6 protein-coding genes are annotated in these 16,152 nt (G+C 41.1%); all 6 read left to right on the plus strand.

The annotated features are described in order from the left end of the window. Positions 1-21: 21 nt before the first annotated feature. The 6 genes from HEQ36_RS16385 to HEQ36_RS16410 all read left to right on the plus strand — a co-directional run bounded on the left by HEQ36_RS16385 (position 22) and on the right by HEQ36_RS16410 (position 16,123). Positions 22-10,599: a non-ribosomal peptide synthetase/type I polyketide synthase gene (locus HEQ36_RS16385; protein ID WP_168636721.1), complete on the plus strand. Its 10,578-nt coding sequence runs from the start codon at positions 22-24 to the stop codon at positions 10,597-10,599. 237 nt (positions 10,600-10,836) lie between these two features. After that, on the plus strand, positions 10,837-12,765 hold the full coding sequence (asnB, locus tag HEQ36_RS16390) for an asparagine synthase (glutamine-hydrolyzing) (protein WP_168636720.1): 1,929 nt from the start codon (positions 10,837-10,839) through the stop codon (positions 12,763-12,765). A gap of 63 nt (positions 12,766-12,828) precedes the next feature. After that, positions 12,829-13,884, plus strand: a complete 1,056-nt coding sequence (locus HEQ36_RS16395; protein WP_168636719.1) for a DMT family transporter — start codon at positions 12,829-12,831, stop codon at positions 13,882-13,884. A gap of 69 nt (positions 13,885-13,953) precedes the next feature. Beyond that, positions 13,954-14,739 carry a carbon-nitrogen hydrolase family protein gene (locus HEQ36_RS16400; protein WP_168636718.1) on the plus strand — a complete coding sequence of 262 codons (786 nt, stop codon included), beginning with the start codon at positions 13,954-13,956 and terminating at the stop codon, positions 14,737-14,739. Between the two features lie 144 nt (positions 14,740-14,883). Then, on the plus strand, positions 14,884-15,639 hold the full coding sequence (locus tag HEQ36_RS16405) for a class II aldolase/adducin family protein (protein ID WP_168636717.1): 756 nt from the start codon (positions 14,884-14,886) through the stop codon (positions 15,637-15,639). A gap of 55 nt (positions 15,640-15,694) precedes the next feature. Then, entirely contained in the window at positions 15,695-16,123 is a 429-nt protein-coding gene (locus HEQ36_RS16410; protein WP_168636716.1) for a cupin domain-containing protein, read from the plus strand. Positions 16,124-16,152 lie beyond the last annotated feature (29 nt).

Genomic DNA, 16,152 nt, shown 5'->3' on the forward strand with positions numbered 1-16,152 from the left:
ATCATGATTAAGGAATCTCTTATGAAACCCACCAACACATCTTCTTATTCCCATAAAAAACCATACTTTTCTCTCTCCTTTGAACAAGAGCGTATGTGGGTTTTAGATCAGCTAAAACCAGGTAATCCGTCTTATAATATCCGAGGGGGGACTCAAATTATAGGTTTAATTAACCTAGACATATTAAAACAAAGTATCAATGAAATTATTAGGCGCCATGAAATTCTCCGAACTACCTTTGATGTCATTGATGGACAACCAAGGCAGATAATTACTTCACCCTTTAATGTGGATTTAGCGGTAGTAGATTTACAAAAACTGGGTGCTGTTGAGCAAAAGCAAGCAGTTGAACGGATGTCTATAGAATCTGTACAGCAATCATTTAACCTCCGCACTGGCCCATTGTGGCGAATTATTTTGTTACAAATGGAACCAACTAAATACCTTATGGTCTTAACACTACATCACATCATATGTGATGGTGACTGGTCTATAGGTATATTTTTTCAAGAAATGGCAACCCTGTATGAGGCGATCGCTAGAGGTAAGCAGTCACCATTATTGGCACTGCCGCTTCAGTATAAAGAGTTTGCCATTCGGCAGAAACAATACTTGCAAGGAGAGATTCTGGAAAACCAACTGAGTTACTGGAAACAGCAACTGGGGAAACAATTGTCTGTATTGCAACTACCTACAGATTATCCCAGACCAGCGATTCAAACTTATGCAGGTGCTTATTGTCAACTGAATTTACCGCACAATCTGAGTGAGCAACTCAAGATATTAAGTCAATCTCAAGGACTTACCCTGTTTACTGTTCTATTAGCAGCATTCAAAACATTACTCTACCGATACAACAGACAGGAAGATATCACCATTGGTTCACCAGTAGCAGGTCGTAACATTCCTGGTACAGAGGGAATGATTGGTTATTTTGGTAATCCAGTGGTTCTACGTACTGATATGGCAGGTAATCCCACCTTCCTCCAGCTATTATCTCGTGTTGCTAAAGTTGTAGAGGATGCTCAAAAACACCAAGATTACCCATTCCAAAAATTAGTAGAAGAACTAAAGCCAGAGCGGGATATGAGTTTCTCTCCCCTATTCCAGGTGTTGTTTATCTTGCGGGATGACCTAATGCCAAACCTGGAATTTTCCACCCTCAGCTTAACACCTAGTGATGTGGAGAGCAAATCAGTACCCTACGATTGGTTTATCTCTGTTAAGGATACAGAGCAAGGATTAGTATGGACTTGGGAGTATAACACAGATTTATTTGAATCAGCTACAATAAACCGTATAATGAACCATTTTGAGAATTTACTCAAAAATATCATTGCTAATCCACAAAAACATATTGGTGAAATAGTATTTTTGACAGAAGTAGAACGCAATGAATTATTGGTAGGTTATAACAATACGAAAATAGAATATCCCTCAGGTTGTATCCATCAGTTATTTGAGCTGCAAGTTCAACAAACTCCTGAAGCTATCGCTGTAGTTTATGAAAACCAGCAACTAACCTATAGAGAACTAAATCAGCGAGCTAATCGCCTAGCACATTATCTTCAGACGCAGGGAGTAGAAGCAGAAAGCTTAGTTGGTATTTGCATAGAGAGATCCCTAGAGATGGTAATAGCCATATTAGCTGTCCTCAAGTCTGGTGGTGCTTATGTGCCATTAGATTCTGGCTATCCCAAAGACCGCTTGGAATATATAGCCTCCGATGCCAATATCCAACTGCTATTAAGTACGGAATTATTATTAAGGACATCATCACCCATCCTAGATATAACCGCAACCCATCAGATCATATGTCTGGATAGAGATTGGCAGATAATTGCTGATCAAGATGCAGAAAATCTAGACAGCGCGGTTAATTCCCATAACTTAGCCTACGTCATTTACACATCTGGTTCCACAGGCCAGCCCAAGGGTGTGATGATGGAACACAAGGCATTGATGAATATGATTAGCTGGCATCTCCAAAATCGAACAGTAGGAGTTAAGACACTACAATTTGCTTCCATTAGCTTCGACCTCTCCTTCCATGAAATCTTTTCTACCTGGTGTTCTGGTGGAACATTAGTGTTAATTTCTGAAGAAGTACGCCATAGTCCTGTAGACCTATTAAAAACAATTACTCAAACCGGAATTGAAAAACTCTATCTTTCCTTTATTGCTCTACAGCAATTGGTAGAGGTGATTGATGAGCAAACTATTCCTATCACTTTGCGTGAGGTAATGACCGCTGGTGAACAACTGCAAATCACACCTAAAATTACTCAGTTTTTCCGGCAAATCGGTGCCACTCTACACAATCATTATGGTGCTACTGAAGTTCCAGAGATAGCGACTTTTACATTGACAGGAGATGCCAAGTATTGGGCAACACTTCCCCCTATCGGTCGTCCAATTAATAATATCCAAATTTATCTTCTTGATGAGTTTTTTCAACCTGTTCCTCTGGGAGTTCCGGGAGAATTATATGTAGGTGGTGCAGGAATCGCTAGAGGTTATTTCAATCGTCCAGAATTAACTCAAGCAAGATTTATTCCCAACCCATTTAGCCCTGGTAATTTGTACAAAACAGGTGATTTAGCTCGTTACTTGAATGATGGTAATATCGAACATCTAGGACGTAGCGATGGACAAGTCAAGATTCGCGGTTTCCGGATTGAACTGGGCGAAATTGAAGGATTGTTAGCAAAACATCCGATTGTTCAGGAAGGTGTAGTTACTGTTCGCGAAGATGTCCCCGGAGACAAAAGACTAATTGCCTATGTAGTCCCTACACAAGAAGGAGTGCATCAGTCTCTAGAATCCACTTTACGGAATTATTTCAAGGAACACCTGCCTAATTACATGGTTCCATCTGCAATAGTGGTATTGGAAAAAATGCCGCTAACACCCAGTGGTAAAGTGGATCGTCGCAGTCTTCCCCAACCTGATATATCTCGTCGAGAAGTAGAAGAAGCATTAATTTTACCTCAATCTGATATTGAAAAAATAATTGCTCATGTGTGGCAACAAGTGATTCAATTGGAAGAAGTGGGAATTCATGATAATTTCTTCGATTTGGGTGGTAATTCCTTACTTCTAATTCAAGTCCATAAAAAATTAATTGAAATTTTTAATAAAAATATACCAACTGTCACTTTATTTCAATATACCACCATATATGCTTTAGCTCAACACTTAAATAAAACTGCAATAGCACCACCAAATATAGGATACCAAAAGCCGACTAAAAGACAGGGTTATCAAGCCTCGGATATCGCTATTATTGGTATGTCTGGTCGGTTTCCCGGTGCAGAAAATATTGAAACATTTTGGCACAATTTGCGCGATGGAGTTGAATCAATTTCCTTCTTCTCTGATGCAGAAATAGAGCTACCAGACCCTAGCTTGCTAAAACAGGATAATTATGTAAAAGCCAGTTCTATTTTGCCAAACATTGATTTGTTTGATGCACAGTTTTTCGGCTATTCTCCCAAAGAAGCTGAAATTATAGACCCCCAACAAAGGATTTTTTTGGAAACCGCTTGGGAAGCCTTTGAAAATGCTGGTTACAACCCGAAAAACTATCAGGGAGCAGTAGGGGTTTTTGCTGGTTCAGGGATGAGTACTTACCTGATTAATAATGTTTATCCTTACCAGGGATTTTCTGCGAAATACCCGTTCTTGGAATTCAACTCCCTTCAAGCAAGGTTAGGCAATGAGCGGAATTATTTTCCCACACGTATCTCCTATAAACTGAGTTTAACAGGACCTAGCTTAAACATTCAAACTGCCTGTTCAACTTCTCTAGTAGCTGTTCATGTTGCTTGTCAGAATTTACGAAATGGGGAATGCGACATGGCTCTAGCAGGTGGTGTTTCCATTGTCGTGCCGCAAAAAACTGGTTATCTTTACCAGGAAGGGATGGTTCACTCTCCCGATGGATGCTGTCGGACTTTTGATGCCCAAGCTCAAGGAACAGTGTTTGGTAGTGGCTGTGGTATTGTAATGTTGAAGCGGTTGGATGATGCGATCGCCGATAAAGACAATATTTATGCAATAATCAAGGCTTCAGCTATTAACAACGATGGTGCTTTAAAGGTGGGTTATACGGCTCCTAGTGTAGAAGGGCAAGCAAAAGTCATTGCGGAAGCATTAGCCTTAGCTGAAATTGACTCTAGCACGATGAGTTATGTAGAAGCACACGGAACTGCAACACCTTTAGGAGATCCAATTGAAGTAGCAGCACTTACCAAAGCCTACCGGGAAAATACGAGTAGTAGAAAAAACGGCTTTTGTGCGATCGGCTCAGTCAAAACCAATGTCGGACATCTAGATGAGGCGGCTGGTATCACAAGTCTCATAAAAACGATATTGGCACTTAAACATAAATTGATTCCCCCTAGTCTCCACTTTACAAAACCCAATCCCAATATTGACTTTGACAATAGCCCCTTTTACGTTAATACCACTCTCTCAGAATGGCAAACTCAAGATACACCTCGGCGAGCAGGCGTAAGTTCTTTTGGGATGGGTGGTACAAATTGTCATGTTATACTGGAGGAGGCACCAAAAGAAATCCAAAGTCCAAACTTAAAATCCACGACGGACAGGACATGGCATCTTTTAACGTTATCAGCAAAAACAAATCAGGCGCTGGCCGAACTAGCACAACGTTATGTTACTTATCTGGAGTCTGAACAGAAAACAGAAATAGCAGATATTTGTTTTACAGCCAATACGGGACGGGAACACTTTAATTATCGCACTTGCCTTGTTGCTAACTCCAAACAGCAACTCAAGAGGCAATTGGTTAATTTCATCAATAACCCCGAACTACCCCCAATTACAGCCCCTAAACTCGCTTTTAAGAAACGAATTGCCTTTCTATTTACAGGACAAGGTTCCCAGTATGTAGACATGGGTCGTCAACTTTACGAAACCCAACCCACTTTCCGACAAATCATAGATGATTGCGACGAAATTCTCCACCCATATCTGGAAGTATCATTGCGGTCAATTTTATATCCCGACAGACCATCTAATCATTTGCAATTAAATGAGACCGCCTACACTCAACCAGCCCTATTTGTTCTAGAGTATGCCTTAGCTGAGTTGTGGAAATCATGGGGTATAGAACCCGATGTAGTGATGGGTCACAGTGTCGGAGAATATGTGGCAGCTGCGATCGCTGGAGTTTTTAGCTTAGAAGATGGGTTAAAATTGATTGCCGCCAGGGGAAGGCTAATGCAATCTTTACCACCAGATGGCGAAATGGTGGCACTTTTAGCTAGTGAAGAACAAGCATTAGCAGCTATAGCTTCCTTAGACACTAATAGCCAACAAGTTTCCATTGCCGCTATTAATGGTCCGCAAAGTGTAGTGGTTTCTGGACAGCGAGAAGCAATTAGCATTCTTGTTACCAACCTAGAAGCATCCGGAATCAAAACCAAGAAATTAAATGTCTCCCATGCCTTCCACTCAACTTTAATGCAGCCGATGTTGGCAAAATTTAAGCAAATTACAGAATCAGTAAAATTTTATACGCCGCAGATTAAAATTAATAGTAATGTTACAGGAACACTAATAACTGATGAAATAGCTACCCCTGAATATTGGTGTCGCCATATCCTGATGCCCGTTCAATTTGCAGCAAGTATGGCAACCCTGGCACAGCAGGAAATAGATGTGTTTATTGAAATTGGTCCAAAGCCAATATTATTGGCAATGGGCTGTCAGTGTCTGAGCAATCGTGCCGCATTATGGCTACCAAGTTTACGCCCAGAACAAGAAGATTGGCACTCCCTACTAACTAGCTTAAGAGATTTATATGTGCAGGGAGTTTCTATAAATTGGGTGGGATTTGACAGAGACTATACACGCCGTCGCCAAGCTTTACCCACTTATCCTTTCCAGCGACAGCGCTATTGGGTAGAAATTCCCAAGGATAATGGAACTCAAGAACTTGTTCTTGTTGCTTCAAATCAGAGCGCTCATCCTCTGCTGGGACAGCAAATATCCTTACCGGGAACCGAGCAAATTCGCTTCCAATGTCAAATCAGCAAAAACTTCCCCAAATGGCTGGAAGATCATCGGGTGTTTGCAACTATAATTGTTCCCGGAACAGCATATATAGAGATGGCCTTAGCCGCTGGGGTAGTAGTTGCCAAAACTTCTAACCTCACCTTAGAAAATGTTTTAATTCGTCAGCCCCTCACCTTGACAGAAGACGGTTCTCATAAGCTTGTCCACTTGGTGTTAACTTCAGAGGCAGCTTTTTCCTACCGATTTGAGATTTTTAGCCTAGAACCTACAACTGAGGCAAACAAAAAACAAGTATCGTGGATACTTCACGTATCAGGTAAACTAATTACCCAAGTCAAACAGTCGCCAAATAAAACAATGGATTTGGCAACCTTAAAAAATCAATGCCAGCAAGAGATTTCTTTGCAACTTTTATACCAGCGTCACATCCAGCAAAATATTGATTACGGGCCAAGCTTCTTTGCCATAGACCAACTTTGGCGTAATGAAACCGCGGCACTAGGGAAGATATGCTTACCAGAACCAGTAAAATTTGAGGTCAACGATTACCTCATACACCCAATATTGTTGGATGCTTGTCTACAGATTTTAGATGCCACATTGATGGATGATGACCATCACAATACTTACGTGCCAGTCGGTGTAGAGCGATTGCAGATGTACGCTCGTGCTAGTTCAGTTATTTGGTGCTATGCTCAATTATATCAAAAACAGGGCAATAGCCAAGTCATGGTGAAGGCAGACTTACACCTGTTCACCCTGAAAGGAGAGTTGATTGCCCTTGTGGAGGGGGTGCAACTCCAACAAGTCCCTCAATCAGTCATGTTAAGAACTAGACAGCAATCTGTGGAAGATTGGCTATATAAAGTGGAATGGCGACCTCAACAGCGGAATGTTTTTTCATCACCACAGATATCATCTATCCCATCAGTCAGTTTCCCCAAACAATGGCTAATTTTAGCTGATAGTCAAGGAACTGGTCAGAAGTTGTCTGGACTGTTCCACTCCCAAGGAGACAGGTGTGCTTTAGTGTTTCCAGGACAAGAGTATGAACAGATTGGTGAGCAAGAGTACAAAATAGATCCTGCTAATCCTCGCCATTTTCAGGAGATATTAGTGGTTTTACCTCATATCCAAGGAGTTATAAATCTCTGGGGATTAGATACGCCCTCAATCCTAACTGGAGAGAACTTAGAAGCAGTTTCCTTGATAACTTGTGGTAGTACATTGCATTTAATCCAAGGGCTGGTTCATAAATATCATGATATACCTTCTATCTGGTTAGTTACTCGTTCGGCGCAAGCTGTAGCCGATACCTCCGTTCGACAGGTGGCTTCATCTTCCTTATGGGGAATGGGGAAAGTGATTGGACTCGAATACCCTGATCTAAATTGTATTCGGATAGATTTAGATTCGGAAGTGACAGAAAACGAGGTACAGAATTTGTTTGAGGAAATATTATTTCTACAAACATCAGAGCAAAAAGAGGATCAAGTCGCTTTTCGCAACCAGGTAAGGTATGTAGCCAGACTGATGCGCTGTCACCAGACCCAAAAAACTCTAACTCCATCCAAGCTAGATATTCCTAAAAACCAACCATTCCGATTAGAAGTGTCCTCACGGGGAACTCTAGATGGTTTGCAACTGCATAGATTAAGTCGTCAAAAGCCAAAACCAGGTCAGGTAGAAATTCAGGTCAAGGCTGTAGGACTAAATTTTATTGATGTTCTGAATGTGCTGGGCTTATATCCGGGAAATCCCCCCCTTGGTACTGAGTGTTCCGGTGAGATAGTAGCTATTGGTGAAGGAGTCAAAGGCTTTGAAATTGGAACCCCTGTTATCGCTGCTGGAATAGATACATTTAGTCAGTATGTCACGCTCAACGCTAACTTAGTGGTTTCCATGCCAGCAAGGCTGAACTTTGAAGAGGCAGCAACTATTCCTGTTGCATTTTTAACGGCTTACTGGTGTCTGCATCATGTAGCCAAGATTGGTTCTGGAGATCGAGTATTGATTCATGCAGCTACAGGTGGAGTTGGTCAGGCTGCTGTGCAGTTAGCCCAACAAGCGGGAGCGGAGGTATTTGCTACAGCCAGTCCCAACAAATGGCCAATTCTGAAGTCCCTGGGAGTAAAGTATATTATGAATTCCCGGACAATAGATTTTGCCGAGCAGGTGATGGCATATACAAATGGTAAGGGTGTGGATATTGTTCTCAACTCTTTAACCACAGAAGGATTTATTGAGAAAAGTTTGGCAGTTGTTGCACATAAAGGACGGTTTCTAGAAATTGCCAAACGGGATATTTGGCTACCCTCCCAAGTCACAAATTTCCGACCTGATATATCATATTCCGTGGTTGATCTAGGGCAAGAGTGTCAAGAGCAACCTGCTTTCATTCAACCAATACTGTGCCAATTAACTCAGCAGTTTGAAAACGGCTTCCTCAAGCCCCTACCGCAAACGGTATTTCCTCTTTCTGATGCTGTCAGTGCCTTCCGCTATATGCAGCAAGGTAAACATACTGGTAAAATCATAATCAAATTTCCTGATACAACGCCAGAGAGTCTTATTTTCCGTAGTGATAGCAGCTATTTGATTACTGGTGGTTTGGGCGACCTGGGATTATTAATTGCCCGGTGGATGGTCGAGTTGGGGGCGCGACATCTAGTATTGGTAGGACGCAGCAAAGTGAAGCCAGCTATTTCTGATCAATTAAGAACTATTGAACAGGCTGGTGCTAAAGTGGTTGTCATCCAAGCAGATGTGTCTGATACTGAACAAGTAACTCGGTTATTCACTCAAATTGAGCAATCTTTACCACCATTGCGGGGGATTATCCACGCTGCCGGCATTCTAGATGATGGTGTCTTGCATCAGCAAAATTGGCAGCGCTTTGCTCAGGTCATGGCTCCAAAGGTACAAGGGGCTTGGAATCTACACACCTTAACCCAGAATCTGTCCTTAGACTTTTTTGTGCTATTTTCTTCTAGTAGCAGTCTGTTAGGCACCGCAGGTCAAGCAAACTACGCTGCTGCAAATGCTTTTCTTGATGCCCTAGCATCCTATCGGCAGATGCGGGGACTGCCAGGTTTGAGTATTAATTGGGGTGCCTGGGCTGAGGTGGGTATGACCGTGAGAAGTAATTTAATTGGGCAATTGAGTGAGAAAGGTGAGGGAAGTATTGCTACGCAACAAGGATTGCAAGTGTTGGCACAGTTGTTGTTAGAGAATCCTATTCAAGTAGGAGTTATGTCAATCAACTGGTCGCGGTTTTTGGAAAAACAACTGACTATATCACCGTTTTTGGCTGATTTCCTGAATCTGTCAAAAACGCAGTCACAGCAGCAAGCACTCACTGATTTTCAGACCTTGTTAGAAGTAACTCCTGTGATTGAACGTCAAGGTTTGTTGGCTGCTCATGTTTGTCAACAGGTGGCGAAAGTGCTAGGTTTAGCTTCACCTGAAAAAATAGAGCCAGGACAAAAATTAATTGATTTGGGATTAGATTCTTTAATGGCTATTGAGTTTAGAAGTCATCTCCAGTCTAGTCTCAAATGCTCTTTGCCGTCTACTTTAATCTTTGACTATCCAACCATAGGAGCATTGGTTAATTATTTATCTGAGGAGGTGCTTTTATTATCGAGTAATGAAACTGCAACTAAAGGTTTTGGTAAAAATAACATCATTATAGATGAGTCGGACAATTCCACATTAGTACCAGTTCAGCCACAAGGGTCTAAGCTACCACTGTTTTTTGTTCCGGGGGTTTTAGGTAATGTGTTGGATCTTTACCCTTTGGCACGTCATCTTGGTTTAGAACAACCGTTCTATGGATTGCGATCACTAGGTCTGGATGAGAACGAAAAACCATTCACCCGCATGGTAGACATCGCTGCCCATCATATCAAGGCTTTACAAGCTGTGCGTCCACAAGGTCCATATCTGTTAGGTGGTCATTCATTTGGTGGTAGAGTTGCTTTTGAGATGGCTCAACAATTGCAACATCAAGGACATCAAGTATCAATGCTGATTCTTGTAGATTCTTGGGTGACAAGTCTTGATAAATACCAGGATTTTTCAGTGCCAGAGAATTTAAAATTCATTACCGATTTAGGTGAATTATATCAAGGTATTATCAACAAAAACCTGGAATTTATTCCCGCACAGTCACAAACTTTTTCCAGCCTTAATCAGCAACTAAACTATCTATTAGAAATATTACAAAGGTCTGGCTTCAAGTTGACAAAGGCTGAAATTGAGAGAATCTTTCAAGTTTACAAAGCTAATACAGTTGCCTTTGTTGAGTATATACCACAGGTGCATTATCCAACTTTAATCACCCTTTTCCGAGCTAGTGACATTGGAATGTTTGATTTTCTTCCTGATGCAGCGACAACTCACCAAGATCCGACTTGGGGTTGGTGTCAACTCTCTGGGCAATCTGTGGAACTGAATTTAGTACCTGGTAACCATTTTACTATGATGAGTGAACCACTGGTTCAGATTTTAGGCAAACAGCTAAAAATTTGCTTGGAGAAGATAGTATTATGATAAAATAAGTAACATTGCAGATATTATCCTCCCGGTATTAATGGTTAGACAGAACCTAAAAATTTGTGTTTTCTCGCAAGCATTCAGTTGAATCTTATACTAGAGCAGGGTTCAAGTTTTTAAAACACATTTGAGTTGTGTATTTCTTTCTTTTACGTTTACCCAAGGGAACGCCTAATAGTATTAGTGTATCCTGTCAATACGTAAGTCCTATAAACTTATAACTACAGTAGATTTATGTGTGGAATTGTGGGATTTTTCTCAAAAAACGGCATCATTTCTCAGGAAGCGTTAAAACGGGCAACACAAGTTTTATCCCATCGAGGGCCAGACGGACAAAACTTTTGGATTGCTCCCCATCAGCGAGTTGGATTAGGTCACACTCGACTGAGTATCATTGACTTAACAACAGGTGCCCAGCCAATTTCTAATGAACAAGAGAATTTACATATTGTTGTAAATGGGGAATTTTACGACTTTGAACGGATACAGGATGATTTAAAACGGCGAGGATACCGACTTCGTACCCATTCTGACAGTGAAATCGCACTTCATCTCTATGATGAGTTTGGAACGCAGTGCTTGCAGCATTTGCGTGGCGAATTTGCGTTTGTTCTGTGGGACGAAAGAAACGATCTCTTGTTCGCAGCACGCGATCGCTTTGGCATCAAACCGCTCTACTACACAGTTATAGGCGATACCCTCTACTTAGCATCGGAAGTCAAGGCCTTATTTACCGCTGGAGTACCTGCTCAATGGGATTGGGAATCGGTTTTCCAAGACAACTATGGTGTAATGCTGCAAGACCGTACTCTATATCAAGGTATCTATCAGGTTCCTCCTGGGTATTTTCTAATTGCTAATCGTAGTAATATTCAACTCATTCGCTACTGGGACTTTAATTATCCCACCGATAATGTCCGTCCTCAATATACTGAAGAGGAATACATCGAAAAGCTACGTTATGAGTTAAACGAAGCAATTCGACTGCGCTTGCGGGCTGATGTTCCTGTTGGCTGCTATCTCAGTGGTGGACTTGATTCTTCAACCATATTGGGTATGATGGCAGCGCAAATGTCTCAACCCATACAGACATTTACTGCTATATTTGACCATCCAGCCTATAGCGAAGAAGCTATAGTTCGGGAAACTGCCGCTCTAACTGGGGCAAATCTTAATCTTGTGATGATGAGTCAAGCTGAATTGGCTGACAATTTTTCTGATGCAATTTGGCACGGTGAAACTACAATTGACAACGCTTCCAGTGTTTCTAAATTTGTTCTCAGTAAAGCTGTAAGAGATTTTGGTTACAAAGTTGTCCTAACCGGTGAAGGTTCTGATGAAATATTTGCAGGATATTTTGATCTTCGTCGGGATATGTTGTTTTACAACACACAAGGACAGGACGAAAACACGGTACAACAACTGTTGGCGCAATTGCGGGATAGCAACTTAGTCGCTTCTGGTTATATGGTTTCCCAAGAAAGACCTATGCAGCTTGCAAGTGTAAAACGGTCATTAGGTTTTGTGCCCACCTGGTTTGAAACATGGGCAGAGATTGGCATGAAAATCAGATCTCTCTACTCGTCAGATTTTACTACTCAAATTGCTAATCGGGATGCCTATCGCATCTGTTTAAATCAGATTGATGTCCAAGGTCAACTCACCGGACGGGAACCTGTACATCAATCTCTTTATTTGCGGTCTAAAACAGAGTTGCCGCACTTGTTATTAATGATGTATGGCGACAAAGTTGACATGGCTCATTCTGTAGAAAGTCGTTATCCATTTTTCGATCATCATGTAGTTGAATTAGTGTGTCAGATGCCGGTTTCCTTAAAAATCCGTGGCATGACTGAAAAATATGTGTTAAGAGAAGCAGCAAAGCCTTTCTTAACGAATACAGTCTATCGTCGTCATAAGCATCCGTATGTTGCGCCACCACCTAGCCTCAAACCTAATGAATCCTTTAACGAATTAATGCAGGATACAATGCGAGGTTCAATCATGGCATCTCTACCTTTTTATGACCAAGCAAAAGTGGTTGCACTATTAGACAAATTACCGTTCATGAATGACAGCCAACGCATTGTCATAGATATTTTCTTAATGAAGTTATTGAGTGCTTGTTTTCTCCATGAACGGTTTCGACTGTCAGTTGGTTAAGAGGGAAAAGTCAGATTCTGAAATCTACTTCACATTTACATTCAACAAAACTAGAAATTTTCTATGACCACACCAGCTATAGAACATCATCAAAAGCAATCCTCGTCGACTAATCAGAGTTTCCAAGGCATCGTAATGATGATGTTGGTAACACTTATTTGGGCTTCCATGCCAGTGATGATTAAGCAAATCATCACTACTGTACCACCCGCTTTACAGATAGCAATTCGCTTCACACTTGGTGCAGTAATTTTTGTACCATTTGCTCGTAACCTAAATTTAGCCCTGCTCCGTGATGGAGCAATCACGGGGTTGTTATTTTTTGGAGGCGTTGTTAGCGAGACAATTGCACTTAAGACTATCCCAGCTAATCAGGCCTCATTCATCTATGGATTGATTGTAATCTTTGTCACACTGTTTGAAGTGTTGTTCTACCGTCGCCAATCCTTCGTAGCTATCATAGCAGCAGCGATCGCCTTTATCGGCATTGGGATAATCAGTTGGCAGGATGGTTCACCTCCGATAGGGGACGTTTGGATGCTTCTGTGTGCTTTACTCGCTTCCGCTTGGATTATCGTCCTGGAAATCCTTTCACCACGTCATTCACTTTTATCTCTCACATTCGTTCAGCTTTCCAGCGTAGCAATCTTAGGTTTGTTATGGGCAACTCCAGAACTGATTTGGCACTTTGAGTCCTTGCGTAAGAGTGTCATGAATCCAGAGACTCTAGCCGTTCTCTTCTATCTTGGTGTAGTAGCTACTGGCATCACTACATGGTTGCAAACAAAAGCACTACAAATGATAACAGCTTTTGAAGCTGGGGTAATAGAAACATTAGAACCAGTTTTTGGAGCAATATTAGCCTTTTTAATACTAGGAGAAACTTTTAAAACTCGTGGTTACATTGGTGCAGTTGTAGTAATAGTGGGCATGGCAATGGCTTTGAGTGCCAGGAATGCTAAAGAAAGTAGCGAATTAAGCCTATCGGTTGATGAAAATGAAAATAGTCAATTGACCTTACCATTAAGTAACCAAATAGAGTTAAAACTGTCAGATCAGGATCAGAAAGAACCTGCTGTATTGCTTATAGAGGAGCAAACGACGAAAATAAGCAACTGACATTTTAATTATCGGGATTTCCCTGTTCCTTGTTTGCTCTTAATATTCTTTAATAGAAATACCCGATTTATGAAGCTGGCAATTTACCAATGTTCAGGCACTTTTTTAGATCCGATTCAAAATCTTGAATTGTTGGCACGAACAGCATCCACTGCTGCAAGCCAGGGAGCAGATTTTCTTATCCTTCCAGAGCTTTTTTTAACGGGCTATAACCTTGGAAATGAGATTCAAAAACTAGCACAAGCAAGAACCGGGAAAATACTCCAGCAAGCAGCCAAAATCGCTTGGGAAAAACGATTGAACCTTTTATTTGGTTATGCGGAGGAAGACGGTGGATTTTTTTATAATTCTGCCGCATTAATTGATAATAGTGGAAATTTGGTTGGCAATTATCGTAAAATTCACCTCTTCGGTGCTGAAGAACAGCGTCTGTTCAAACAGGGAAACCAATGGCTAATACACACAATTTCAGGCTTTAAAGTTGGTGTGTTAATTTGTTACGATGTTGAATTTCCAGAAGCAGTTCGTTCTCTCGCTTTACAAGGTGCAGAACTTATTGCTGTTCCCACAGCAATTACTCCACCTTATATGCTAGTACCCAATCTACTAGTTCCCACTCGTGCCTTTGAGAATCAACTTTTTATTGCCTATGTCAATCGCATAGGCAGAGAATTGGATCTGGAATATTTCGGTCTGAGTCGAGTAATTGCTCCCGATGGTAAGATATTAGCAGCTGCTGTGGGGGACGAAGAGGCTTTGTTAATCACTGAACTAGACCGGGAAGCGATTTTTAAGGAGCGTTATTCGACCTATTCCTATTTAGAAAACCGCCAACCTAAACTTTACATTAGTTAAGGAAGGATTTACAACCTTACTTTAAGGAGGTAGTAGGAGTCCCCATCAATAAATTTAGGTGGCTTTAGACCCTTTGCCACCCTGCTTTTCTTCGGTGAACTAATCAGTTTCTGAACTACATATTATAGAGTTAAATTTGTATCTATGCTTTCACTTCCACAACGACCTAAATTCGAGCGAATAGAGAGTGACCGTCTTCATCGCAAACAACGTCTAGCCGCTGTATTTCGCTTATTTGCACGCTATGGATTTGAGGAGGGTGCTTCTGGTCATATTACCGTTCGTGACCCCGAATTTCCTGATTGTTTCTGGGTTAATCCCTTCGGAATTTATTTTGGACATATGCGAGTCTCTGACTTGGTTTTAGCTAACCATAAAGGTGATATAGTACAGGGTAATCAGCCTGTAAATGTATCTGCTTTTGCGATTCACGCTGAAATACACCATAGCAGACCAGATGTAGAAGCTGCCGTTCATGCCCACTCAAAAGATGGCAAAGCTTGGTCAATTCTTGGACGTCTCCTTGACCCAATTAGCCAAGAAGCTTGTATTTTCTATGAAGATCATGCTCTGTTCGATGACTATACTGGCATAGTGGCAGATATGCAAGAGGGCAAGCGAATTGCCGATTTAATTGGCAATAAAAAAGCTGTAATCCTGCGTAATCATGGCTTACTTACAGTTGGGAACTCTATTGATGAAGCTGCATGGTGGTTTATCATTATGGATCGCTGCTGCCAAGTACAGCTGATGGTTGAGTCTGCGGGGAAAGCTAAATTTATTGACAAAGACATCGCTAGTCTTACTCATAGTCAGATTGGTACGCATTACGAGGGATGGTTTAACTTCCAGCCTCTGTATAACATGATTGTGCGACAAGAACCGGATTTACTCGATTAAACGATTTTATTTTTCCACTTTTTCAGCAAGCCCTAATTACGGTGAAATTAGAACCATGATTATTAACAAAGTTGAATGTATTAAACTAGAAAAGTTCAAAGATGAAGGTCTCTATTCTTATAGTCCACTATCTAGCAATCAGACAATATTATATGAACTCCCTCCCCATAGCGCAGATGATGGTTTGTATTGTCACCGCTTTCAAACAGATCAGTTATTAGTTATGCGAGGGTGTATGGTTTTAGTATTCATAGAAAATCGGCATAAAAATTATATTTTCTTGAATCAAAATGTACCACTACTGGTTACAATTCCTCCAAAAATTCCCCATGCAATCATGAATCCTATTTCTGAACCTTGCTTGTATTTAAATGCTGTTATTCTTCATAACACCCCTCATCCAAAAGATTACCAACCTATTCAAAAACCTTTCCCTTTTGACATGAATCAGGTAAATCAACTATTGGAAAAATTTCGGAATTGAATCATAATTTGAGTCGGCGATTTTTTCAG

This window comes from Anabaena sp. 54 (assembly GCF_017355725.1).
GTDB classification, from domain to species: domain Bacteria; phylum Cyanobacteriota; class Cyanobacteriia; order Cyanobacteriales; family Nostocaceae; genus Dolichospermum; species Dolichospermum heterosporum.